Genomic DNA, 21,956 nt, shown 5'->3' with positions numbered 1-21,956 from the left:
CCGGCGGCAGAACGGGGGCCGACTGGGCGTCGACCCCCGTTCGCGCGGCGTGCGAAGCGCGCGTTACGCGGCGGCGGTGTCTGCCGGGATGCGCGCGGCGGCCGGATCGTCCTCGTCGCGATCAACGCGCATCCGGATCGCGATGAGGGCGCTCACGAGCGTGATGGCGCTCATCGCGGCGAGCACGACGCCGGGGTGCCACCACGCGTTCCCGGACAGCTCGCCGATCGTGAGCGTCAGCGCGGGTACGAAGCCCGACACGACGGCGGCCAGCGAGTAGGCGAAGCCGAGGGCCGAATAGCGGTAGCGCTCGTCGAAGAGCTCGGTGAAGATGCCCCCGAGGGCAGCCCAGCTCATCGTGGGCAGGATGCCGCCGATCACCATCATCGCCACCAGCACGCCGAAGTTCGCGAACTGCAGGAAGAAGTAAATCGGGAACGCGACGAGCAGGGTGCCGAGGGCGCCCCACGCGATGACCTGGCCGGAGCCGATGCGGGTCGCCCACGCGCCGAACAGCGGAATCGTGACGAGTTGCAGTAGGCCGCCGATCGTCGTCGCGATCAGCAGTTGGTAGTACTCGAAGCCGAGCTGCGTCACGCCGTAGTTGATCGTGTACGTGTTCATCAGCGAGTACGAGCCGATGCCGAGCAGGGCGACGCCGACGGCGACGAGGATCGTCACCGGCTGGCGCTTCAGCAGCTCGGCGAGCGGCACGCGCACGCGCTTGTTGGTCGTTGCGACGGCCTGGAAGACGGGCGTCTCGGTGACGGTGACGCGCAGGTAGAGCGACACGAGCAAGAGGGGAATCGCGGTGAGGAACGGCAGGCGCCACGCCCACTCGGTGATCTGCTCGTTCGTGAGGGCGAGGGTCAGCCAGATGAAGGCGCCGGCCGACAGGATCGAGCCAATCGGCGAGCCGAGCTGCGGCATCGCGGCGGCGAAGGCGCGCTTCGCGCGGCTCTCGTGCTCGGTCGCGATGAGCACCGCGCCGCCCCACTCTCCGCCGAGCGAGATGCCCTGCAGGAGGCGGAGCACCACGAGGATCGCGGCGCCGAACCAGCCGGCCTGCTCGTAGGTCGGCAGCACACCGATGAGGCCGGTCGCGACGCCCATGAGGGTCACCGTGACGATGAGTGTCATGCGGCGACCGAGCCGGTCACCGATGTGACCGAAAATGATCGCGCCTACCGGGCGGATCACGAAGGCGAGCGCGATCGACAGGAACGCCGCGAGGGTTCCGCCGAACCCGCCGAGCGGGTCGAAGAACAGCGGGCCGACGAAGAAGGCCGCGAAGTACGCGTAGATGTAGAAGTCGTACGACTCGAGCGAGGTTCCGACGAGCGACGCCCAGCGCGCGCGACGCGCGATGCGGGGGTCAGAGGGTGCTGCGAGGTCGCGGGGCGCCGCGGTGCTCGCCGAGGGGGACGTGGTGGGCGCTTTGCCACGTGCGTTATCAGACACGAGTAGTCGAGCGTACGCGGTGCGCCGCCTATTCCCGCATCCCGCTAGAATCGGCGCATTGACTGCGATCCGGCCATCACCGGGGAGTCCTCGGAAGAACGTGGCCCAGGCCGCCAGTAGACCCGAGCGGGGCAGGCCCGTCACAGCCGGTGAGTGAGAGGCGCGCGGCCCCGACGGCGGGGGTGCGGGCAAGCGGGGTGGTACCGCGGCAGGCCGTTTTTCGGCCGGTCGTCCTCGCGGTACGTGAGCTGACGCATCCACTGACCGGAGACACCATGGGTTACCCGCTGCATCGCGACACCGACGGCATCGTCGCCTCCCCGCGCTTTCCTGAGCTCGAGCGCGAGGTGCTCGACTATTGGGCCACCACCGACACGTTCCGCCGGTCGGTGGCGAACCGCGACGGATGCGACGAGTGGGTCTTCTACGACGGCCCGCCGTTCGCCAACGGCCTGCCGCACTACGGGCACCTGCTGACGGGATACGCGAAAGACCTGTTCCCGCGCTTCCAGACGATGCGCGGCAAGCAGGTGCATCGCCGCTTCGGCTGGGACACCCACGGCCTGCCCGCCGAGCTGGAGGCAATGAAGCAGCTCGGCATCACCGAGAAGGCCGAGATCGAGGCCATGGGCATCGAGGCGTTCAACGCGAAGGCGCGCGAAAGCGTGCTCGTCTACACGAAAGAGTGGGAAGACTACGTCACCCGCCAGGCCCGCTGGGTCGACTTCGAGAACGACTACAAGACCCTCGACATCTCGTTCATGGAGAGCGTGCTGTGGGCGTTCAAGACCCTCATCGACAAGGGTCTCGCCTACGAGGGCTACCGCGTGTTGCCCTACTGCTGGCGCGACGAGACGCCGCTGTCGAACCACGAGCTGCGCATGGACGACGACGTCTACCAGATGCGTCAGGACCAGTCGGTGACGGTCACATTCCCGCTCGTCGGCGCGAAAGCCGAGGCGCTCGGGCTCACCGGCGTGAAGGCCCTCGCCTGGACGACGACCCCCTGGACGCTTCCGACGAACGCGGCGCTCGCCGTCGGCCCCGAGATCGCTTACGCGATCGTGCCGGCGGGCCCGAACGGCGCGGCGGATGCTCGGGGTGCGGCGAGCGCGGACGACGCGGTCGAGGGCGAGTCGCTGTATCTGCTCGCCGCCGACACCATCGCCGCCTACGCCAAGGATCTCGGGTACGAGTCGGCAGCGGATGCGCAGGCGGCCGTCACGCGCACCCTCACCGGCGCTGAGCTCGGCGGAGTTCACTACGACCGACTGTTCGACTACTACGCCGACGTCGAGACGTACGGCATGCAGAACGCCTGGCAGATCCTCGTCGCCGAGTACGTCGCCACCGGCGAGGGCACCGGCATCGTGCACCAGGCGCCCGCCTACGGCGAGGACGACCAGAACGTGTGTGCCGCGGCCGGCATCCCGGTCATCATCTCGGTCGACGATGGCGGCACGTTCCTCGACCAGGTGAGCGATGTGGCGGGCCTGCAGGTGTTCGAGGCCAACAAGACGCTCACGCGCATGCTGCGTGAGGCGGGCCGCCTGCTGCAGGTGCGTAGCTACGAGCACAGTTACCCGCACTGCTGGCGCTGCCGCAATCCGCTCATCTACAAGGCCGTGTCGAGCTGGTTCGTGCGTGTCACCGAGATCCGCGACCGCATGCTCGAACTCAACGAGCAGATCACGTGGGTGCCCGACAACGTCAAGCACGGCCAGTTCGGCAAATGGCTCGAGGGTGCGCGCGACTGGTCGATCAGCCGCAACCGGTACTGGGGCAGCCCCATTCCGGTGTGGAAGAGCGACGACCCGAACCACCCCCGCATCGACGTCTACGGCTCACTCGCCGAGCTCGAGGCCGACTTCGGCGAGCTTCCCCGTAACGCCCACGGCGAGGTCGACCTGCACCGCCCGTTCATCGACTCGCTCACCCGACCGAACCCCGACGACCCGACGGGCCGGTCGACGATGCGCCGCATCGAGGACGTCTTCGATGTCTGGTTCGACTCGGGCTCGATGCCGTTCGCGCAGGTGCACTACCCGTTCGAGAACGCCGACTGGTTCGACAGCCACAACCCGTCGGACTTCATCGTCGAGTACATCGGGCAGACCCGCGGCTGGTTCTACACGATGCACATCCTCGCCACGGCCCTGTTCGATCGCCCGGCATACAAGAAGGTCATCAGCCACGGCATCGTGCTCGGCAACGACGGGCAGAAGATGTCCAAGAGCCTGCGTAACTATCCCGACGTCGGTGAGGTGTTCGATCGTGACGGCGCGGATGCGATGCGCTGGTTCCTCATGTCGAGCTCAGTTATCCGCGGCGGCAACCTCGTCGTCACCGAGGAGGGCATCCGCGCGGGCGTGCGCGAGTTCCTGCTGCCGCTGTGGAGCACGTACTACTTCTATGGGCTCTACGCGAACGCTGCGGGTCTCACGGATGCGCGGCGCCGCACCGACTCCAACAACGTGCTCGATCGTTACCTGCTCGCGAAGACCCGCGGACTCGTCGAGACGGTCACCTCAGAGCTTGAGAACCTCGACTCGCCGATGGCGGCGGCAGCCCTCCGCGACTTCGCCGACGTGCTGACGAATTGGTACGTGCGCCGCTCACGTGAGCGCTTCTGGTCGGGGGATGACCGTGCCGCGTTCGACACGCTGCACACGGTTCTCGAGACGCTCGCCCGCGTCGCCGCCCCGCTCGCCCCGCTCGTGAGCGAGGAGGTCTGGCGGGGCCTCACCGGTGGCAACAGCGTGCACCTCACCGACTGGCCAGAGGCCGAGGAGTTCCCCGCCGACGACGCACTGGTCGCGGCCATGGACCGGGTGCGCCAGCTCGCAAGCGCGGGCCTCGCCCTGCGCAAGGCCCGCGGCCTGCGGGTGCGCCTGCCGCTCGCGCGCCTCACCGTGGTTACCCCCGAGGTGACCGCGCTCGAGCCGTTCGCCGACATCGTGCGCGACGAGCTGAACGTCAAGCAGCTCGACCTCGTCGAGTTCGACGACTCGCTCGTCGAAGCTCACGGCATCACCCGCCGGCTCGCGGTCAACGCCCGCGCCGCCGGCCCCCGCATCGGCAAGCAGGTGCAGCAGGTGATCCAGGCCGCGAAGGCCGGCGACTGGAGCGTCGACGGCGAGACCGTCGTCGTGGGCGGCGTGCCGCTCATCGAGGGCGAGTACACGCTCGAGCTCGACCTCGCCGACGGGAACGCCGCCGTCGCATTCCTGCCCGGTGGCGGCTTCGCCCTGCTCGACACGACGCTCACTGCCGAGCTCGAGGCCGAGGGGCTCGCCCGCGATGCGGTGCGCGCCATCCAGCAGGCACGCAAGGACGCCGGCTTGGAGGTCAGCGACCGCATTCGCCTCACCGTGACGGCAGACACGGCCGAGACGCAGGCGGCGATCGATGCACACCGCGACCTCGTCACCGGCGAAACCCTCGCCGTGGCGCTCGAGACCTCGGTCGCCGAACTCGGCTCCGCCGACGACGCGGTGCCGGTCGGCGCGGGGCGCATCCGCGTCGCTGTCACGCGCGCCCCCGACGCCTGAGCATCCGACCCGCGTGAGAATCGGACAGCCTGAAAGGATGGTCGCATGAGCGACGACCAGCACGACGCCGACCGCGCCGACGCCGACCGGGTGTACGCCGAGCTGCTCGACCGCATCGGTGAGCACGCCCCGCAGCCGAGGCTCGAGCCGACCCGGCGCGCTGTCGAACTGCTGGGCGACCCGCAGCGCAGCTACGGGATCATCCACATCACCGGCACCAACGGCAAGACGTCGACGAGTCGCATCGCCGAGAGCATCCTGCGCGCCCACGGCCTGCGCACGGGGCTCATGACGAGCCCGCACCTCGTGCGCGTCAACGAGCGCATCGTCATCGACGGCGAACCCATCAGCGACCGGGCGCTCGCCGACAACTGGGATGACATTCAGCCCTACCTGCTCATGGTCGACGCCGAGTTGGCCGCCAACGGCGAGCAGGCGCTCAGCTACTTCGAGGCGCTCACGGTGCTTGCCTTCGCCTGCTTCGCCGACGCGCCCGTTGACGTCGCAGTCGTCGAGGTCGGCATGGGCGGCGAGTGGGATTCGACGAACGTCGCCGACGGCGACGTCGCCGTGCTCACCCCGATCGCGCTCGACCACACGAACCGCCTCGGCCGCACGGTCGCCGAGATCGCCCGTACGAAGGCGGGCATCATCAAGCCGGCGGCCCAGGTCGTCACCGCGCTGCAGACAACAGAGGCGATGGACGAGATCACCCGCGCCGCCGAACTCGATGAGGCGACCGTCGTCGTCGAAGGGGTCGACTTTCAGGTCACGGATGCTCGCCTCGCCGTCGGCGGTCAGGCCCTGACCGTGCGCGGTCGCGCCGGCACGTACGACGACCTGCTCCTTCCCCTGTTCGGGCCGCACCAGGCGCAGAACGCCGCGGTGGCGATTGCCGCCGTCGAATCGTTCCTCGGCGCCGGGACGCAGCCGCTCAGCCCCGAGGTGCTCGCCGAGGGGCTTGCGGAGGTGACGAGCCCCGGCCGCCTGCAGGTCATCGCCACCGAGCCCACCGTGATCGTCGACGCGGCCCACAACCCGCACGGCGCCGAGGCGCTCGCTCGGGCCCTCATGGGTTCGTTCGCGTTCACCTCCGTGACCGCCGTCGTCGGCGTGCTCGACGACAAAGATGCGCACGGCATCATCGCCGCCCTCGACCCGGTCGTCGAGCGCTTCGTCGTGTCGCAGTCCGACTCCGAACGGGCGATTCCCGCCGCACAACTCGCCGAACTGGTCGCGCAGATCGCCGGGCCCGACCGCGTGCAGGTGGCACCCGCGCTCGATGAGGCGATCGCCGCCGCCCGCGAGAGCTGCGAGCCGACCGGCGCCGTGCTCGTGACCGGGTCCGTCACGCTCGTCGGTCAGGCGTTCTCCATCCTCGGCCGCCAGAATGGTGACTCGTGAGCGAGACCGCAGGCGCGACTGACGAGCCGGCCGACGCACGTGCCAGCGGCGACGAGACCGACGCGAGCACAGCATCCCCGCCGCGCCGCCCCAAGCGCGACAAGACGGCCACCGAGTCGCTGATGACCGCGACGATGGGCATGGAGATTCCGGTCGTCCTGTTCGGCGCGATCGCGCTGTTCGGCGTTCGCGTGACCGACCCACCCGCGCTCGCCTTCCTCGGCGGCGTCGTGCTGATCGTGCTGCTCGCGATCGGCATTCGCCTCGCCCGCTACTCGTGGGGCTACTGGTACAGCGGTGCGCTGCAGGTGCTGCTGCTCGCCACGGGCTTCGTCGAGCCGCTCGCCGCCGTCACCGCGGCGATCTTTGTCGGCTTTTGGATCTACAGCCTCGTGCGCGGCCGTCAGCTCGACGAAGCGAAGCGTCGCCATTTTGCCGAGAACCCCACCGATCAGGAGAACTAAATCGTGACCAGCATCGAAGAGACCCTCGTCCTCATCAAGCCCGACGGTGTCGCCCGCAACCTGACCGGCGAAATCCTTCGCCGCATCGAGGCGAAGGGCTACCAGCTCGTCGACCTGCGGATGGTGCAGGCCGACCGTGACCTACTCGCCCAGCACTACGCCGAGCACGAAGGCAAGCCGTTCTACGAGCCGCTCATCGAATTCATGGAGTCGGGCCCCGTGGTCGCCGCGCGTGTCGCCGGCAACCGCGTGATCGAGGGCTTCCGCTCGCTGGCCGGAACGACCGACCCGACGACCGCCGCACCCGGCACGATCCGCGGCGACCTCGGCCGCGACTGGGGGTTGAAGGTTCAGCAGAACCTCGTGCACGGCTCCGACTCTCCCGAGACGGCCGCGCGCGAGCTCGCCCTCTGGTTCGGGTAGGCGGCGCCGTCGGCGCGGGGCCGCACACCGGTCGCCCGGCGTCGCGCCACTAGCCTGGACTCCATGGCCGAACGCAGCTGGAGCCTCGGGGGAGCACTCCGCGGACTGTTCACGACCCCGGTAGTCGACGACGAGATGTGGGACGACCTGGAAGCGGCCCTCATCGGCGCCGACTTCGGGCCCGACCTCACCGACGAGATCCTCGACCACCTCCGCAGCGAGGTCGAGCGGCTGCGCATCACCGACCCGGCCGACGTCAAGCGCCTGCTGCGCGAGACGATCGAGGAGCGGCTCGCCGCGCACGACCCGACGCTTCGGCTCAGTGAGCGGCCCGCCGTCGTGCTCGTCGTCGGGGTCAACGGCGTCGGCAAGACAACCACGATCGGCAAGTTCGCGAAGTTCCTGACCGGCTACCAACGCAGCGTCGTCGTGGGGGCGGCCGACACCTTCCGTGCGGCCGCCGTCGACCAGCTCGCCACCTGGGCCGAGCGCGCGGGCGCCGCAGTCGTGCGCCCGCAGCAGCAGGGTCAAGACCCGGCGAGCGTCGCCTACCAAACGGTCGAGCGCGCGATCGCCGACGGCACCGACATCGCCATCATCGACACCGCCGGTCGCCTGCAGACAAAGGCGGGGCTCATGGATGAGCTCGCCAAGGTGCGTCGCGTCGTCGAGAAGCTCGCGCCCATCGCCGAGGTGCTACTCGTGCTCGACGGCACGACCGGGCAAAACGGCGTCGCCCAGGCCGAGGCGTTCATCGAACACGCCGGCGTCACGGGCCTCGTCATCACGAAGCTCGACGGCAGCGCGAAGGGCGGCTTCGTCTTGCGCGTGCAGCAGCAGACGGGCATCCCCATCAAACTGATCGGACAGGGCGAAGGGATCGGCGACCTGACGGGCTTCACCCCCCACGTCTTCGCACAGAGCCTCGTGCCCTGACGCCCCACCTAGAATGGGGGCCATCATGGCGACTTTCGGCACCCTCTCCGACCGGCTCACTCAGACCTTCAGCGCGCTGCGCACGAAAGGCAAGCTGAGCCCCGCCGACGTTGACGGCACGGTCCGCGAGATTCGTCGCGCCCTGCTCGACGCCGATGTCGCGCTCCCCGTGGTGAAAGACTTCACCGGCCGCGTGCGCGAGCGTGCCCTCGGCGATGAGGTCAACAAGGCGCTGAACCCGGCCCAGCAGGTCGTGAAGATCGTGAACGACGAGCTCGTCACCATCCTCGGTGGCGAGCAGCGCCGCCTGCAGTTCGCGAAGTCGGGCCCCACCGTCATCATGCTCGCTGGCCTCCAGGGTGCCGGTAAGACGACGCTCGCCGGCAAGCTCGCCAAGTGGCTGAAGAACGACGGCCACACGCCGATGCTCGTGGCGGCCGACCTGCAGCGCCCGAACGCCGTGCAGCAGCTGCAGGTCGTCGGCGAGCAGGCCGGCGCGACCGTGTACGCCCCCGAGCCGGGCAACGGCGTCGGAGACCCGGTCCGCGTCGCACAAGACGCGATGAAGGTCGCCCGCGACAAGCAGCATGACGTCGTCATCGTCGACACGGCCGGCCGCCTCGGTGTCGACGCCGAACTCATGAAGCAGGCCGCGAGCATCCGCAAGGCCGTCGACCCCGACGAGGTGCTCTTCGTCATCGACGCGATGATCGGTCAAGACGCCGTCGCGACCGCGCAGGCGTTCCAGGAGGGCGTCGACTTCACGGGCGTGGTGCTGTCGAAGCTGGATGGCGACGCGCGCGGCGGTGCCGCGCTCAGCGTCGCGAGCGTCACCGGCCGCCCCATCATGTTCGCCTCAACCGGCGAGGGCCTCGACGACTTCGAGCCCTTCTACCCCGACCGCATGGCGAGCCGCATCCTCGACCTGGGCGACATCCTCACGCTCATCGAGCAGGCGCAGAAGGCCTTCGACGAAGACCAGGCCCGCAAGACGGCCGAGAAGTTCGCGACCGACAGCTTCACGCTCGAAGACTTCCTCGAGCAGATGCAGCAGCTGAAGAACATGGGCTCGATCAAGGGCATGCTCGGCATGCTGCCCGGCGCCCGCGGCATGAAAGAGCAGCTCGACAACTTCGACGAGTCTGAGCTCACGCGCACCGAGGCGATCATCCGCTCGATGACGCCCGCCGAGCGCCGCCTGCCGAAGCTGCTCAACGGCTCACGGCGTCTGCGCATCGCGAAGGGCTCGGGCACGACCGTCACCGAGGTCAACCAGCTCGTGATGCGCTTCGAGCAGGCCGCCAAGATGATGAAGACGGTCGCCAAGGGCGGTATGCCCCAGATTCCCGGCATGGGCCCGCTCGGCATGGGCGGAGGCCCGGGCGCCCGCAGCGCCCGCAAGGCCGCGAAGAAGAAGGGCAAGGCGGGCTCGCGCTCGGGCAACCCCGCGAAGCGCGCGGCCGAAGAGGCCGCGAAGGCGCAGGGCGGCTCTGCCGGCGGCGCCGCAACCGGTTCCGGCTTCGGCCTCGGCGGGGGAGGGGCGGCCGGCAATCAGGCCCCCAGTGCGGAAGAGCTCGAAGCGCTGCAGAAGTTCCTCGGCCGGTAGCAGGCCGTCGGCACGCGGCACCCCACCACGACAGGCACAGTGACGTGACTGACCCCCGCTCGGCAACCCCGACCGCCTCGGCGATCGCCGCCGCCGTGCGCGCCGGCGACAGCACCGCGGTCGCCGAGGTGACGGCGGCGCTCGGCCGCATCGCCGAGCACGATGCGGCCATCGGCGCCTTCCAGCTCGTTCGCGCCGAGAAAGCGCTCGCGGAGGCCGCGATCGTGGATGCGCGAGGGCAGTGCCGCCACGAGTGCCGAGCCGCAGTCGGCTGACCATCCCGTGGTTGAGCGGCTCCGCACCGCGGGAGCCGTCGTCGTCGGCCTCACCCGCGTGCCGGAGCTGTGCGTGTTCGGCACGACCGACTCGGTCTACGGCACGACCCGCAACCCGTGGAACCTCGAGCGCACGTCTGGCGGCTCCTCGGGAGGGTCGGCCGCCGCGGTCGCCGCGGGGATGGTGCCCGTCGCGCACGCCGCCGACGGTATGGGGTCGATTCGTATCCCCGCCGCCAATTGCGGCGTCGTCGGCCTGAAGCCCGGTGCCGGGCTCGTTCCTGCCGAGATGGGTGCGCACAGCTGGTTCGGCATGAGCGAGAACGGCCCCATGGCGACGACCGTCGCCGACGCCGCCCTCATGCTGTCGGTCATGGCGGGACGACCCGAGCTCGCCACGGTTAGGTCGCCAGCCAGCCCGCTACGCATTGGCCTCGCCCTCGCGGTGCCGACCCCGCTCGCGCGGCTCGACGCCGGGTTCCGCGCCGCCGCCGTGCGCACCGCACGAGCGCTTGCCGCCGCAGGCCACGAGGTCGTCGAGCTGGCTCTGCCATACCCCGCGAACCCGTTACCCGCGCTCGCCCGCTGGTTCGCGGGTGCCGCCTCCGATGCCGTGCACGACGGGCTCGACCTCGCCGCGCTCGAGCCGCGCGTGCGCGCTCACATTCGCGCCGGTCGCATTCTCGAGCGTCTCGGCGGGCTGCGAGCAGCGCCCGTCGAGACACTGCGTGAGCGGATGCTCGTCGCGACCGCCGACGTGGACGTCGTGCTCGCCCCCGCTCTTGCCCAGCCCGGCCCGACCGCCGACGGCTGGCACCGCCGTAGCTGGATCGCCAACATGCGCGTCAACATCGGCTACGCGCCGTACGCCGCGATGTGGAACCTGCTCGGTTGGCCCGCGGCCGTCGTTCCCGCCGGGTGGCACCCCGAGGCTGCCGTTCCGAGCGGCGTCCAGCTAGTCGCGCGTCCTGCGGCCGGCGGTGCGGGCGAGGCTCTTCTTCTGACCGTCGCCGCCGAACTCGAGCACCGAACCCCGTGGATGCGCGTGGCCGGCCCTCCCGACACCGGCCCCGTCCGCGAGCGGGCTGAAAATCTGCCAGAATAGGCGGTCGAGTGTTCGCGCGCCCGACCCTCTATCAGGCGCGCCGAGCATCCCTATAGAGCTTTCGCGCCGAGTGTGCCCCACACAATTGGCGGCGAGCCACCCATCATCAACACTTTCCGGAGAAACGTGGCTGTCAAGATTCGCCTCAAGCGCATGGGCAAGATCCGTGCACCCTACTACCGCATCGTCGTCGCCGACTCGCGCACCAAGCGCGACGGCCGTGTCATCGAAGAGATCGGCAAGTACCACCCCACCGAAGAGCCTTCGTTCATCGAGGTGCAGTCGGAGCGGGCGCAGTACTGGCTGAGCGTCGGCGCGCAGCCGACCCCGCAGGTTCTCGCCATCCTCAAGCTCACGGGTGACTGGGGCACCTTCAAGGGCGAGAAGGGTGCGAAGAGCACCGTCAAGACCGCCGAGCCGAAGCCCGAGTTCGTCGTCGACTCGACGAAGAAGCCGGTTCTGAAGCCCAAGGCAGAGAAGAAGACTGAGGAGGCCCCGGCCGCCGACGAGGCACCCGCGGCTGCCGAGGAGGCCGCCGTCGAGGAGGCCCCCGCCGCTGGCGAGGCTGCCGCCGACGCTGAGGCTGACAAGGCCTAATCGTCGTGCTTGCTGACACGCTGGAGCATCTCGTCAAGGGGATCGTCGATCACCCCGACGACGTCGTCGTCGCGTCGCAGAACTCCGGCCGCGGCGAGGTCCTCGAGGTGCGTGTGCACCCCGAGGACCTCGGCCGCGTCATCGGCCGCGGCGGCCGCACCGCCAAGGCCCTGCGCCAGGTCATCTCGTCGCTCGCCGATGGTCGCCGCGTTCGCGTCGACGTTGTCGACACCGACGCGTGATCGTGGGCCCAGCCAAAGCTGACCCACCCGGCTCGCCCGCAACGAGGCTTCGGGTCGGGCGACTCACGAAGGCCCACGGGCTGAAGGGCGCCCTCAAGCTCGAGCTGTTCACCGATGACCCCGAGCGGCGTTTCACGCCCGGGGCAAGCTTCTCTCTGCAGGTTCCGACCACGTCGCCCTGGCACGGGAAGAACCTGACGCTCACCGAGCTGCGCTGGTACAACGGCCAGCCTGTCGGTTTCTTCGAGGGGGTTGCTGACCGCACGGCCGCCGAGTCGCTCGCCAAGGCCATCCTCTGGATCGAGCAGCCGACCGACGAGCAGCCCGAAGACGACGCCTGGTACGACTTCCAGCTCGTCGGCCTGCGCGTGCTGCGTGATGGCGACGACGTCGGCGAGGTCATTCGCGTCGAGCACTTCCCCGCGCAAGACCTGCTCGTCGTGCGTACGGCTGAGCGCGATGTCCTCGTGCCGTTCGTCTCGGCGATCGTGCCGAGCGTCGACATCGAGGCCGGAACCCTCGTCGTGACACCGCCCGACGGGCTGTTCGACGACCTCGACGGGCCCGCGCCTGGCGGGGCGGGCGACACCGCCGCACGCACACCGACAACCCCACCCAGCGAGCAGTAGCCGTGCGGGTCGACGTCGTCACGATCTTCCCCGACTTCTTCGGCGTGCTCGACGTGTCGCTGCTCGGCAAAGCGCGCGCCGCCGGCGTCATCGAGTTCGGGGTGCACGACCTGCGCGCCCACACCCACGACAAGCACCGCACCGTCGACGACACACCGTACGGCGGCGGCGCCGGCATGGTCATGCGCCCCGAGCCGTGGGGAGAGGCGCTGGATGCACTCATCACCGACCAGACGACGCTGATCGTTCCGAGCCCCGCCGGTCACCGCTTCACCCAGTCGGCCGCCCGCGAGCTTGCGGCCAAGCCCCACCTCGTCTTCGCCTGCGGCCGCTACGAGGGCATCGACCAGCGGGTCATCGACCACTACTCTGAGCGCATCGAGGTGCGCGAACTCAGCCTCGGCGACTACGTGCTGAACGGCGGGGAGGTGGCAGCGATGGCGATGATCGAAGCCGTCGGTCGCCTGGTCCCCGGCGTCGTCGGCAATCCCCAGAGCCTCGACGAAGAGAGTCACGAAGACGGCCTGCTCGAGTACCCGAGCTACACGAAACCCGCCAGCTGGCGCGGCCACGAGGTACCGCCGATCCTGTTGAGCGGCAACCACGCGGCGATCGCCGCCTGGAGGCGTGAGCAGCAGCTCGATCGCACCGCGCGCATCCGCCCCGACCTGCTAGGTGAGCAGTGACCGGCGCCGAGCGTATGTGGCTGTGGGCGCAGCCGCTGCTCGCCATCCTGGCCGCGGTCGCCGGCGTCGCGGCCTGGGTCGTGCAGGCACTCGGCGCGTACGCCTTCCTGCCCTCGGTGCAAGCGGTCGTCACCGGCACCTTCGTGTTGCCCGGCCTTGCCGTCTCACTCGGCATCAACCATCTCATCGTGATGGCGAGGCGGCCGCCGGTGCTCACGAGCGGCGAGAAGATTCTGCTCGGCGTTCAGGCGCTCCTCGTCGTCGTGACCGTGCTGACGTCGCTCGACCCGGCTGCGCTCATCGGCGGGTTCCTGCTGTGGCCGCTGCTCATCGCCGCCGCCGTCACCGCGTGCGTCACCATGGCGCGCACCACGCTGCAGATGCGGCGGGGCGCGTACGCCCCGGTCGTCGAATCGGGCGTCAGTCCCGCGCCGTAAGCACGATGGGGCCGTCGGCGGTGATCGCGACGGTGTGCTCGGCGTGTGCGGCGCGCGTGCCGGTGCGGCTACGCAGGGTCCAGCCATCGTCGTCGGTGTAGATCTCGTCGGTGTCGGGAATAAACCACGGCTCGATCGCGATCACGAGACCCTGCTTGAGCTTCAGCCCCCGGCCGCGACGGCCGTCGTTCGGCACGTGCGGCTCACCGTGCATCGTGCGGCCCACACCGTGCCCACCGAAGTCGAGGTTCACGGGGTACCCGGCCTCGTAGGCGACGTCCCCGATGGCCCCGGAAATGTCGCCCATGCGACGCCCGTGTCTTGCCTGCTCGATGCCGGCCGCCAGCGCGCGCTCCACGGTGTCGATGAGTTCCTGATCGCCCTCGCGCGGCTCGCCGACGATCACGCTGATGGCCGAGTCGCACACCCAGCCGTCGACCGCCGCGGCGAAGTCGAGCGACAGCAGGTCGCCGTCGCGCAGCACGTAGTCGTGGGGCAGTCCGTGCAGCGCGGCGTCATTCACCGAGGTGCAGATGACCTTGCCGAACGGCGATCCGCCGAACGACGGGTGATAGTCGATGTAGCAGCTCTCAGCGCCTTCGGCGCGAATCATCTCGTGCGCCAGCGCATCGAGATCCAGTAGGTTGACGCCGACGTCGGCGGCGCGTGACGTGGCCTCGATGACGCTCGCCACGAAGCGCCCGGCGGGCCGCATCTGCTCGATCTCGTCGGGGGTGCGCAGTTCGATCACGGGGCGACCGTCAACGGGATGTTCGTGCGCAGGTAGTCACCGCACAGCTGTCGGGTGGCCTCGATGAACGCCTCGTCGCCCTGCGGGTCGAGCTGGAAGGCGCGCGCGAGCAGGCCCGAAGCGATTTCGACCGCGACCTCCAGGTGAAAGACGAGTGTCGCATCCGGTGCGAAGTTGTACGTCTCGCCGACCTGATCGGCGAACTTGCGCGCGAGAATCTGGTTGTTGCTGAGTTCGGGGTTCATGAAGCGCTGGTCGATCACGTCGCCGAAGCGCAGAGCGCGAAAACCCGGCTCGTGGCGCGTCATGTCGACGAAGGCGTTGAGGGTCGAGTCGAACGACGACCACGGCTCGGGGCCGGAGTTTTCGACGCCGTGCCATACCCGCTCGAGGTAGCGCTCCATGTTGCGCACGGCGAGTGCGCGCAGCAGAGACTGAATGTTGGGGAAGTAGCGGTAGACGACCCCCACCGACGAGCCGGAGCGCTTCGCGACCGCGCTCGTGGTGACGCCGTCGATGCCGCCCTCATCGATGAGCTGGGCGGCGGCGTCGAGCAGCAATTCGATGCGTTCGGCGGAGCGCTGCTGCACGGGCTCGGTGCGCATCACGACCCGATCGGTCGCGAGCGCGGGAGTGTCAAGAGTGTCGTGGGCCACGCGTGGTCCCTCCCCCCGGAGGCTTGGAAAAGCTGAAACGGATGCGCGAACAGTCTGGCAGGGGATGCTCGCCGTTTGGCTGGAATCGGCTCAGTATGGCATCATTTCCCTTTGTGCTCCGGCTGAGTCCTGCCATGGGGGGACCAGCATCTTTCGGACCAGGCACACCCCGACGAATCCCGTAAACCCGCGTCCGACCTGTGGCGGCGCAGAGAGCGAATCATCATGCACATCCTCGACCACGTCGACGCGGCTTCGTTGCGTAGCGACATCCCCGACTTCCGCCCCGGCGACACCGTCAAGGTGCACGTGAACATCGTCGAGGGCAGCCGCTCGCGTATCCAGGTGTTCCAGGGTGTTGTCATCGGCCGCTCAAACGAGGGCATCCGCGAGACCTTCACCGTTCGCAAGGTGAGCTTCCAGGTCGGCGTCGAGCGCACGTTCCCTGTGCACTCGCCCGTCATCGACCACATCGAGGTCGTCACCCGCGGTGACGTGCGTCGCGCGAAGCTCTACTACCTGCGTGGCCTCCGTGGCAAGAAGGCCAAGATCAAGGAGAAGCGCGAAAGCTGAGCCGCGCGCTCACCTACACGTCCCGACGGCCCCCACGAGTTTTTCTCGGCGGGGGCCGTCGGCGTCTTTCCGCCTCCCCTCGGCCCGTAGACTGATGCGGCACTAACCCAGGGGAGACATGACCGACGAGACCGCGCCGCCCGCATCGGCCGCAGCCGCCGACCCGAGCGCGACACCGACGGAGGACAGCGCCCCGAGCGCCGGTCGCCAGGTAGCCGGCTTCCTGCGCGACGTCGTCATCATCATCGCCGCGGCGCTGATCATTTCGTTCCTCATCAAGACGTTCCTGATCCGCTCGTTCTTCATCCCGTCCGCGTCGATGCAGCCGACCCTCGAGATCGACGACCGCGTCATCGTCAACCAGCTCGTGCCCGAGCTCGTCCCGGTGAACCGCGGCGACGTCGTTGTCTTCCGCGATCCCGGTTCGTGGCTGCAAGGCACCCCGCCGCAGCCGCGCACGCCGATCGAAGCGGCCGGCGACTGGCTGCTCTCGCTCGTCGGCCTGAGAGCCAGCGACAGCGAAGAGCACCTCGTGAAGCGCGTCATCGGCGTGGGCGGCGACCGCGTGGTCTGCTGCAACGACCTGGGTCAACTGCTCATCAACGGGGTGCCGATCAACGAGCCATACGTGCGCACCCCCGCGGGCGCCTCCGACGTCAGCGGCGTCGACTTCCAGGTCACAGTTCCCGATGGTGCGCTCTGGGTGATGGGCGACAACCGCTACGAGTCGAGCGACTCGCGCTACAACCGCACCGGTGATGCCGAGGGCTTCGTGCCGCTCGACGACGTCGTCGGCCGTGCCATCGTCATCAGCTGGCCGCTCGACCGCTGGATCTGGCTCGACAACTACCCCCTCACCTTCGACGGCGTCGAGCCCGCCGAGTAACACCGTGCCCACCGACGCCACCCTTGAGGTCGAGCGGGGCCTGTTCGCCACCGGCGCCCCCGTCGTCATCGGAATCGACGAGGTCGGCCGCGGGGCGCTCGCGGGGGTTGTCGCGGTCGGAGCGTGCGCGATCCTGCCGACGTGCGGCGAGAATCCCGCAGGCCTGCGGGATTCGAAGCTGCTGTCGCCGTCGAAGCGCGCGAGCCTCGTGCCGCTCGCGCACGACTGGGCGCTCGCGATCACGGTCGGCGAGGCCGAACCGGCCGAGGTCGACGAGGTGGGAATCATCGGCGCGCTCGGCCTCGCCGGGCGACGCGCGCTGATCGCCCTGCACGCCGTCGGCGTCGACGTGGCCGCAGCCCAGGTGCTCGTCGACGGGGTGCACGACTGGCTGAGCCCTGCGCTGATGAGCCCGCCGAGCATCCGTACGCGGGCGAAAGCCGACCGCGACTGCGCGTCGGTCGCGGCCGCGTCCGTCATCGCCAAAGAGCATCGGGATGCGCTCATGCGCGCCGATCACGCCCGTCACCCGGTCTACGGCTGGGACGGCAACAAGGGCTATGGCTCGGCCGCGCACCTCGCGGCGATCGCCGAACACGGCCCGTCGCCGCGGCACCGGCACAGCTGGCTTCGCGCACCGGCCGGCACGGGGGATGCGCGTGGCGCGTCCGTCGCGGAGGTCTAGACTGACCGCAATGGACGACGAGGAATTCGAGGACTACGACCGCGAGGTCGAGCTGGCCCTCTACCGCGAGTACCGCGACGTGGCGTCGCAGTTCCAATACGTGGTTGAGACCGAGCGGCGCTTCTACCTCGCGAACGAGGTCGAACAGGTGGTGCGCGAGGTTGCCGGCGACTTTTACTTCGAGCTGACGCTCACCGACGTGTGGGTCTGGGACGTGTACCGCTCCGACCGCTTCGTCAAGAGCGTCAAAGTCTTGACCTTCAAAGACGTGAACGTCGAAGAGCTCGGCAAGAAAGACCTGAAGCTGCCGAAGGAACTCGCGCTCGACGAGTAGCGCGATCGCTCCTCCCCAGGCTGGCATCGTGGCCGCCGAGCCTCGGATGCGACGCCGCCGCTGACCTCGCGCCGTGCGCGCGGCCATCCTTACGCGCATGGCACGCAAAGACATCGTCGGTCGCACCGGCGAACAGATCGCCGCCGACCACCTCGAGGCCGCCGGCTACCGCATCATCGAGCGCAACTGGCGCTGTCGCGCCGGCGAGCTCGACATCGTCGCCGAACGCGACCGCACCGTCGTGTTCGTCGAGGTGAAGACGCGCAGCGGAACGGGCTACGGGCATCCGTTGGAGTCGATCACCGCCCACAAGCTCGCCCGCCTGCGACGGCTCGCCGCGGCCTGGTGCGCCGAGAACGGACCGGTTCATGCGATCCGGCTGGATGCGATCGCGGTCGTCACCGCGCGCGGCCAGACGCTCGTCGAACACGTCGAGCAGGTGGCCTGATGCCGGTCGTCAGCACGCACGCCGTCGCGCTCAACGGCGTCGACGGAGCGCTGGTGCAGATCGAAGCCGACCTGTCCCCGGGCCTGCCCGCCTTCGCCATCATCGGGCTGCCGGACGCCGCCCTGGGCGAGGCGAAAGACCGGGTGCGCTCGGCAGCCCTGAACTCGGGTGTCGAGCTGCCGAACCGCCGCGTCACCGTCAACTTGTCGCCCGCGGCCGTTCCGAAGCATGGCTCGGGCTTCGACCTGGGCATCGCGGTCGCCGCACTCGCGAGCGGCGGCACGGTGCCGGCCCACGCGATCGCCGAAACGGTGCACATCGGTGAACTCGGCCTCGACGGCCGGTTGCGGCCCGTGCACGGTGTGTTGCCCGCGGTGTTGGCCGCCCAGCGCTCAGGGGCGCGACGCGTCATCGTGCCGAGTGGCAACGCCGACGAGGCGTCGCTCGTGCCCGGCGTCGATGTGGTGGCGCTGCCCTCGCTGCGGGCCGTGCTCATTCACCACGGGGCCGAGCTCGACGACGTGCCGTGCGATGCCGTGCACCGACCGTCGGCCGAGACCGCCGTCGAGGTCGAGGCCGAGCTGTCAGACGTGGTGGGTCACCCCGACGCCGTGCAGGCCCTCGTCACGGCCGCCGCCGGCGGTCACCACGTGCTCATGCATGGCCCGCCCGGCGCAGGCAAGACGATGCTCGCCACCCGCCTTCCGGCGATCCTGCCAGACCTCGACACGGAGGCGGCCATCGAGGTGTCGTCGGTGCGCTCGCTCTGCGGCGAGCCGGTGTCGACGCTCATCGTGCGTCCGCCCTTCCAGGCCCCGCACCACAGCGCGACGATGGCGTCGCTCGTCGGCGGAGGCAGCGGCATCGTGCGGCCGGGCGCCATCTCGCGGGCCGCGCACGGCGTGCTCTTTCTCGACGAGGCACCCGAGTTCTCGGCAAGCGTGCTCGACGCGCTGCGGCAGCCTCTCGAAACCGGGTGGATCACGATTCACCGCGCCCGCTCCGTCGCACGCTTTCCCGCCCAGTGTCAGCTGCTGTTGGCCGCCAACCCCTGCCCCTGCGGCAACGCGGGCACGGTCGACGACGAGTGCACCTGCACCCCGATCATGCGCCGCCGCTACCTCGGGCGCCTCTCGGGGCCGCTGCTCGACCGCATCGACGTGCAATTCGCCGTGCGCCGTGTCGCGGCCGCCCACCTCACGGCCCCTGACCGTGACGGGCTCACAACGGCCGCGGCGCGCCAGCTCGTTCGCTCGGCGCGCGCCGCCGCGGCCGCGCGCTGGGCGTCCCTCGGCGTCGACCTCAACAGCCGGGTGCCCGGTCCGGTTCTGCGCTCGCGCGAGTGGCGGCTGCCGTCCAGCGCGCGGGCCCCGCTCGACCGCGCGCTCGAGCGCGGGGCACTAACCATGCGCGGCTACGACCGCGTGCTGCGCCTCGCCTGGAGCGTTGCCGACCTCGACGGGGCACCCTCGCCCGGCCTCGAGCACGTCGGCCGGGCCCTGTTCTTGCGCAAGGGGGTGCCCGCGTGAGTGGGGGAGCGTGGCGCATCCCCGATGCCCAACTCGACGCACTGCTCGAGGGTGTCGGCCGCGCCGTCGGCAGCGCCGAGGAGCGCGACGACCTGATCGCCCGCGCCCTCTGGCACGTCGTCGCCGAGCCCGGTGACGCGGCCGTCGGGGCGCTCGCCGACGGTGCAGGGCTCGCGGCGTCCGCCCGCGCGCTCGTTGATGGTGCCGACCCCGGCGTGCTCATGCGGCTGTCCCGCGGCGAGTTGAGTGCCGAAGCCGCCGCGACGGCCCTGCGCCGCTGGACGCCCCGGCTGCGCGCCGACGACGTCGTGCGCGCGCTGGACATCGCCGGACGCGTCGACGCCCGGATGCTCGCTCCCGACGACGACGCCTGGCCCGACGACCTCGCCGTCCTCGGCCCCCACCGCCCCCACCTGCTGTGGGTGCGCGGTAACGCTGCATTGCTGCGCGCGCCCGGCGTGGCCCTCGTCGGCGCCCGTGCCGCGACCGGCTACGGCGAGCACGTCGCCATGGAGCTTGCGGCGGGGCTCTGCTCCCGCGACATCGTCGTGGTCTCGGGTGGCGCCTACGGCATCGACGGGGCGGCCCACCGCGCGGCCCTCGCCGCGCAGGGAGACACCATCGCCGTGCTCGCCGGCGGGGCCGACCGGCTCTACCCCAGCGGGCACGACGCGCTTCTTCGGCGCATCATCGAGCGTGGCGCCGTTGTCAGCGAGACGCCGGCGGGTACCCCACCGACCCGCTGGCGATTCCTGCAGCGCAACCGCTTAATCGCTGCGCTGAGCGAAGCGGTCGTGGTCGTCGAGGCAGGGCACCGCTCGGGCGCGTTGAACACCGCGCATCATGCGGCGACCGCCGGCATTCCCCTCGGCGTCGTGCCGGGCCCGATCACCTCGGCCGCAAGCGCGGGATGTCACCGCTTGCTGCGCGAGGCCGCGGCGCAGTGCATCACGTCCATCGGCGACATCATCGAGCTGGCGTTCGGCGGCCTCGACCAGCGTACCGACGATGCACGCCTGAGGTTCGACGCGGTCGGCATCGGGGGAGCGGGCACTCACGGTGCGGCACGGGAGGAAGCGGCCCGCCGACGCCACGAGCGCGGCGGCGGGTCGTCGGCAACCCGGGTCGCCGACGCGCTGCGACCGCGCCGTTGGCAGAGCGTCGACGAGTTGGCGCGTGCTTCCGGGCTCGCCGTCGCCGACGTGCAGGCCGCACTCGGGCTCCTGCAGTTCGACGACCGTGCCATCGAAAGCGAGAGCGGTCACTGGCGACGACCATCGCCGAAACAGCAGGGGCACAAGCCTGAAACGCCGTCACCCAAGGGGGGTAGCATGCGCGCATGACCCAGCTCGGCCAGTACCCGCCCCCGATGCGCACGATCATCCACCTCTCCGACACCCACCTGCTCGGGGAGGGTCGCGAGCTCTACGGCAAGGTGCCGGTCGAGCAGCGGCTGCATACCGCGCTCGAGCGCATCGAATGCAGCGCAATCGCGCCCGACGCGTTCGTCTTCACCGGCGACCTCACCGACCTCGGCGAGGCCGACGGGTACCGGCGACTGCGGGCAGCCGTCGAGCCCGTCGTCGAGCGCCTGGGCGCCGAACTCATCTGGGTCATGGGAAACCACGACGACCGCGGCCACTACTCCTCGTTACTGTTCGACCTCGATCCGAGCGACGCCCCCCAAGACCGCGTGTACGACCTCGGTGGCCTGCGGGTCATCTCGCTCGACACGACCGTTCCCGGCTACCACCACGGCGAGCTCGAACTGAGCCAGCTTGAGTGGCTGCGCGCAGAACTCGCGACACCGGCGCCGCTCGGCAGCATCCTCGCCGTCCACCACCCGCCCGTGCCCACGCCGCTCGAAGTGATGTCGGTGCTCGAGCTGCACGACCAGCCGGCGCTCGCCGCCGTCCTCGCCGGCAGCGACGTGCGCGCGATCCTCGGCGGCCACCTGCACTACTCGACCCACGGCACCTTCGCGGGCATCCCGGTGCACGTAGCCTCCGCTACCTGCTACACCCTCGATCTCGGCGCCGACCGCGATCGCCTACTCTCAGGCGTCGACGGCGCGCAGTCGTTCGACGTGATCTCCGTGTACGAGCACGCGGTCGTCTCGTCCACCATTCCCGTCATCCCCGGCCCCGAGGTCACCGGGTTCGCCTCGACCTTCCGCCCGATGATCGAGGGCATGACCCCCGAGCAGCGACTCGAGCAGCTGTCGAGCAAGAGCTCGCACCTCAACATGAATGAGGCCGCCGCGAGCGACGTGTAGGGC

Annotated in this window: 24 protein-coding genes; 21 read left to right on the top strand and 3 right to left on the bottom strand. The window is 69.9% G+C overall.

Translation table 11 applies throughout. From position 1 onward, the window contains the following. Window positions 1–63: 63 nt before the first annotated feature. Window positions 64–1,461 carry an MFS transporter gene (locus tag CPY97_RS10075; RefSeq protein ID WP_231923919.1) on the bottom strand — a complete coding sequence of 466 codons (1,398 nt, stop codon included), beginning with the start codon at window positions 1,459–1,461 and terminating at the stop codon, window positions 64–66. A gap of 275 nt (window positions 1,462–1,736) precedes the next feature. Between CPY97_RS10075 and ileS the strand changes: the two genes are divergently transcribed. The 13 genes from ileS to CPY97_RS10015 all read left to right on the top strand — a co-directional run bounded on the left by ileS (window position 1,737) and on the right by CPY97_RS10015 (window position 13,816). Next, a complete protein-coding gene (gene ileS / locus CPY97_RS10070) occupies window positions 1,737–5,012 on the top strand; it encodes an isoleucine--tRNA ligase (protein ID WP_096422385.1) in 3,276 nt (1,091 codons plus the stop codon). Between the two features lie 45 nt (window positions 5,013–5,057). Further along, a complete protein-coding gene (locus tag CPY97_RS10065) occupies window positions 5,058–6,416 on the top strand; it encodes a bifunctional folylpolyglutamate synthase/dihydrofolate synthase (protein WP_096422383.1) in 1,359 nt (452 codons plus the stop codon). Further along, window positions 6,413–6,880 carry a DUF4233 domain-containing protein gene (locus CPY97_RS10060; RefSeq protein WP_096422381.1) on the top strand — a complete coding sequence of 156 codons (468 nt, stop codon included), beginning with the start codon at window positions 6,413–6,415 and terminating at the stop codon, window positions 6,878–6,880. Before CPY97_RS10065 ends, CPY97_RS10060 begins: the two co-directional genes overlap by 4 nt. Further along, window positions 6,881–7,303 carry a nucleoside-diphosphate kinase gene (ndk, locus tag CPY97_RS10055; protein WP_096422379.1) on the top strand — a complete coding sequence of 141 codons (423 nt, stop codon included), beginning with the start codon at window positions 6,881–6,883 and terminating at the stop codon, window positions 7,301–7,303. A gap of 63 nt (window positions 7,304–7,366) precedes the next feature. After that, on the top strand, window positions 7,367–8,239 hold the full coding sequence (gene ftsY / locus CPY97_RS10050) for a signal recognition particle-docking protein FtsY (protein WP_096422377.1): 873 nt from the start codon (window positions 7,367–7,369) through the stop codon (window positions 8,237–8,239). Window positions 8,240–8,264: 25 nt separating this feature from the next. Next, window positions 8,265–9,845 carry a signal recognition particle protein gene (gene ffh / locus CPY97_RS10045; RefSeq protein ID WP_096423593.1) on the top strand — a complete coding sequence of 527 codons (1,581 nt, stop codon included), beginning with the start codon at window positions 8,265–8,267 and terminating at the stop codon, window positions 9,843–9,845. Between the two features lie 44 nt (window positions 9,846–9,889). Beyond that, window positions 9,890–10,120: a hypothetical protein gene (locus CPY97_RS13610; protein ID WP_197702225.1), complete on the top strand. Its 231-nt coding sequence runs from the start codon at window positions 9,890–9,892 to the stop codon at window positions 10,118–10,120. Further along, complete coding sequence (locus tag CPY97_RS10040) at window positions 10,074–11,225, top strand: amidase (RefSeq protein ID WP_197702224.1); 1,152 nt, start codon at window positions 10,074–10,076, stop codon at window positions 11,223–11,225. The genes CPY97_RS13610 and CPY97_RS10040 overlap by 47 nt, the downstream gene beginning before the upstream one ends. A 126-nt stretch (window positions 11,226–11,351) precedes the next feature. Further along, window positions 11,352–11,822, top strand: coding sequence for a 30S ribosomal protein S16 (gene rpsP, locus CPY97_RS10035; protein WP_096422375.1), 471 nt, complete (start codon window positions 11,352–11,354; stop codon window positions 11,820–11,822). A gap of 5 nt (window positions 11,823–11,827) precedes the next feature. Continuing rightward, window positions 11,828–12,064, top strand: a complete 237-nt coding sequence (locus CPY97_RS10030; RefSeq protein ID WP_096422373.1) for an RNA-binding protein — start codon at window positions 11,828–11,830, stop codon at window positions 12,062–12,064. Continuing rightward, entirely contained in the window at window positions 12,061–12,693 is a 633-nt protein-coding gene (gene rimM, locus CPY97_RS10025; RefSeq protein WP_419866103.1) for a ribosome maturation factor RimM, read from the top strand. The genes CPY97_RS10030 and rimM overlap by 4 nt, the downstream gene beginning before the upstream one ends. Window positions 12,694–12,695: 2 nt before the next feature. Beyond that, the gene (trmD, locus tag CPY97_RS10020) at window positions 12,696–13,379 is read left to right on the top strand and encodes a tRNA (guanosine(37)-N1)-methyltransferase TrmD (protein WP_096422371.1); all 684 of its coding nucleotides are present in this window, start codon (window positions 12,696–12,698) and stop codon (window positions 13,377–13,379) included. Beyond that, window positions 13,376–13,816, top strand: a complete 441-nt coding sequence (locus CPY97_RS10015) for a hypothetical protein (RefSeq protein WP_096422369.1) — start codon at window positions 13,376–13,378, stop codon at window positions 13,814–13,816. The genes trmD and CPY97_RS10015 overlap by 4 nt, the downstream gene beginning before the upstream one ends. Here CPY97_RS10015 and map read toward each other — a convergent pair. Next, on the bottom strand, window positions 13,800–14,567 hold the full coding sequence (gene map / locus CPY97_RS10010; protein WP_096422367.1) for a type I methionyl aminopeptidase: 768 nt from the start codon (window positions 14,565–14,567) through the stop codon (window positions 13,800–13,802). The genes CPY97_RS10015 and map overlap by 17 nt on opposite strands. Continuing rightward, window positions 14,564–15,223 carry a TetR family transcriptional regulator gene (locus CPY97_RS10005; RefSeq protein ID WP_231923918.1) on the bottom strand — a complete coding sequence of 220 codons (660 nt, stop codon included), beginning with the start codon at window positions 15,221–15,223 and terminating at the stop codon, window positions 14,564–14,566. Before CPY97_RS10005 ends, map begins: the two co-directional genes overlap by 4 nt. A gap of 225 nt (window positions 15,224–15,448) precedes the next feature. Between CPY97_RS10005 and rplS the strand changes: the two genes are divergently transcribed. The 8 genes from rplS (at window position 15,449) to CPY97_RS09965 (ending at window position 21,953) form a co-directional block, all read left to right on the top strand. Next, the gene (rplS, locus tag CPY97_RS10000; RefSeq protein WP_096422365.1) at window positions 15,449–15,796 is read left to right on the top strand and encodes a 50S ribosomal protein L19; all 348 of its coding nucleotides are present in this window, start codon (window positions 15,449–15,451) and stop codon (window positions 15,794–15,796) included. Between the two features lie 118 nt (window positions 15,797–15,914). Continuing rightward, window positions 15,915–16,682, top strand: coding sequence for a signal peptidase I (lepB, locus tag CPY97_RS09995; RefSeq protein WP_096422363.1), 768 nt, complete (start codon window positions 15,915–15,917; stop codon window positions 16,680–16,682). A 4-nt stretch (window positions 16,683–16,686) separates the two neighbouring features. After that, complete coding sequence (locus CPY97_RS09990; protein WP_096422361.1) at window positions 16,687–17,367, top strand: ribonuclease HII; 681 nt, start codon at window positions 16,687–16,689, stop codon at window positions 17,365–17,367. Window positions 17,368–17,377: 10 nt separating this feature from the next. Next, the gene (locus CPY97_RS09985) at window positions 17,378–17,701 is read left to right on the top strand and encodes a DUF2469 family protein (protein WP_096422359.1); all 324 of its coding nucleotides are present in this window, start codon (window positions 17,378–17,380) and stop codon (window positions 17,699–17,701) included. 97 nt (window positions 17,702–17,798) lie between these two features. Then, the gene (locus CPY97_RS09980) at window positions 17,799–18,149 is read left to right on the top strand and encodes a YraN family protein (protein WP_096423587.1); all 351 of its coding nucleotides are present in this window, start codon (window positions 17,799–17,801) and stop codon (window positions 18,147–18,149) included. Further along, on the top strand, window positions 18,149–19,678 hold the full coding sequence (locus CPY97_RS09975) for a YifB family Mg chelatase-like AAA ATPase (protein ID WP_096422357.1): 1,530 nt from the start codon (window positions 18,149–18,151) through the stop codon (window positions 19,676–19,678). The genes CPY97_RS09980 and CPY97_RS09975 overlap by 1 nt, the downstream gene beginning before the upstream one ends. After that, window positions 19,675–21,021: a DNA-processing protein DprA gene (gene dprA, locus CPY97_RS09970; protein WP_231923917.1), complete on the top strand. Its 1,347-nt coding sequence runs from the start codon at window positions 19,675–19,677 to the stop codon at window positions 21,019–21,021. The genes CPY97_RS09975 and dprA overlap by 4 nt, the downstream gene beginning before the upstream one ends. Further along, window positions 21,018–21,953, top strand: coding sequence for a phosphodiesterase (locus CPY97_RS09965; RefSeq protein ID WP_096422355.1), 936 nt, complete (start codon window positions 21,018–21,020; stop codon window positions 21,951–21,953). The genes dprA and CPY97_RS09965 overlap by 4 nt, the downstream gene beginning before the upstream one ends. Window positions 21,954–21,956 lie beyond the last annotated feature (3 nt).

Origin of the sequence: Microcella alkaliphila, assembly GCF_002355395.1 — a bacterium.
GTDB classification, from domain to species: domain Bacteria; phylum Actinomycetota; class Actinomycetes; order Actinomycetales; family Microbacteriaceae; genus Microcella; species Microcella alkaliphila_A.
Note: the sequence above shows the minus strand (reverse complement) of the source record. Positions and strands in the feature narration are given on the sequence as shown.

Bases quoted from the DNA above. Each gene is read 5' to 3' on its own strand.
- ileS (WP_096422385.1), top strand. From the start codon at position 1,737: ATGGGTTACCCGCTGCATCGCGACACCGACGGCATCGTCGCCTCCCCG.
- rplS (WP_096422365.1), top strand. From the start codon at position 15,449: ATGCACATCCTCGACCACGTCGACGCGGCTTCGTTGCGTAGCGACATC.
- CPY97_RS10040 (WP_197702224.1), top strand. From the start codon at position 10,074: ATGCGCGAGGGCAGTGCCGCCACGAGTGCCGAGCCGCAGTCGGCTGAC.
- CPY97_RS09975 (WP_096422357.1), top strand. From the start codon at position 18,149: ATGCCGGTCGTCAGCACGCACGCCGTCGCGCTCAACGGCGTCGACGGA.
- lepB (WP_096422363.1), top strand. From the start codon at position 15,915: ATGACCGACGAGACCGCGCCGCCCGCATCGGCCGCAGCCGCCGACCCG.
- ftsY (WP_096422377.1), top strand. From the start codon at position 7,367: ATGGCCGAACGCAGCTGGAGCCTCGGGGGAGCACTCCGCGGACTGTTC.
- CPY97_RS09980 (WP_096423587.1), top strand. From the start codon at position 17,799: ATGGCACGCAAAGACATCGTCGGTCGCACCGGCGAACAGATCGCCGCC.
- ffh (WP_096423593.1), top strand. From the start codon at position 8,265: ATGGCGACTTTCGGCACCCTCTCCGACCGGCTCACTCAGACCTTCAGC.
- CPY97_RS10065 (WP_096422383.1), top strand. From the start codon at position 5,058: ATGAGCGACGACCAGCACGACGCCGACCGCGCCGACGCCGACCGGGTG.
- CPY97_RS09965 (WP_096422355.1), top strand. From the start codon at position 21,018: ATGACCCAGCTCGGCCAGTACCCGCCCCCGATGCGCACGATCATCCAC.
- CPY97_RS09985 (WP_096422359.1), top strand. From the start codon at position 17,378: ATGGACGACGAGGAATTCGAGGACTACGACCGCGAGGTCGAGCTGGCC.